Origin of the sequence: Bacillus sp. 7705b, assembly GCF_002289525.1 — a bacterium.
GTDB lineage: Bacteria > Bacillota > Bacilli > Bacillales > Bacillaceae > Bacillus > Bacillus halotolerans.
On the sequence record NZ_NSDH01000075.1, the window covers coordinates 1 to 786 of the forward strand.

The 786-nt window shown below is 53.4% G+C and carries 1 protein-coding gene; it reads left to right on the forward strand.

Translation table 11 applies throughout. The features are described 5' to 3' along the window. The coding region (locus CJU60_RS21230) for an amino acid adenylation domain-containing protein (protein ID WP_141243813.1) at window positions 1–786 on the forward strand (786 nt) is incomplete at both ends.

Below are 786 nucleotides of genomic sequence, written 5' to 3' on the forward strand. Positions count from 1 at the left end.
TTTCCTTTCTGACCGGCATGCAGATGCAGTTTCCTTTAGAGGAAGACGACATCATTATGATGAAAACGTCTTTTTCCTTTGATGCATCTGTCTGGCAGCTGTTTTGGTGGATGCTTTCAGGTGCTTCGGCCTATCTGCTTCCGTCCGAATGGGAGAAAGATCCGGCATTGATGGTAAAAGCCATTCGAGAGGAAGGCGTTACAATTGCCCATTTTATCCCGGCCATGCTGAACAGCTTTTTGGATCAAGCGGAAATAGAGGCACCGAGAAGCCTGAAGCGCGTATTCGCCGGAGGTGAACCGCTGGCACCCCATACGGCAGCCCGTTTCGCTTCTTTGCTGCCGGAGACATCACTGGTTCACGGCTACGGGCCGACAGAAGCAACCGTTGATGCGGCATTTTACGCGTGTGATCCTGAGCTGGACAGGGATCGCTTACGCCTTCCGATCGGAAAACCCGTGCCTGGCGTGCGTCTGTATGTGTTAGATCCTTATTTAGCCGTACAGCCTGTCGGCGTAGCGGGAGAATTGTATATCGCCGGAGCCGGCGTCGCCAGAGGCTACTTGAATCGTCCGGAATTAACAGAAGAGCGTTTTCTTGATGATCCATTTTATCCGGGAGAGCGCATGTACAAAACGGGTGATCTGGCGCGCTGGCTCCCAGACGGACAGGTTGAATTCCTTGGCCGTCTGGATGACCAGGTGAAAATCCGCGGCTATCGTATTGAGCCGGGAGAAATCGAAGCGGCGCTCAGAAGCATAGAAGGCGTGCGGGAAGCGGCTGTAA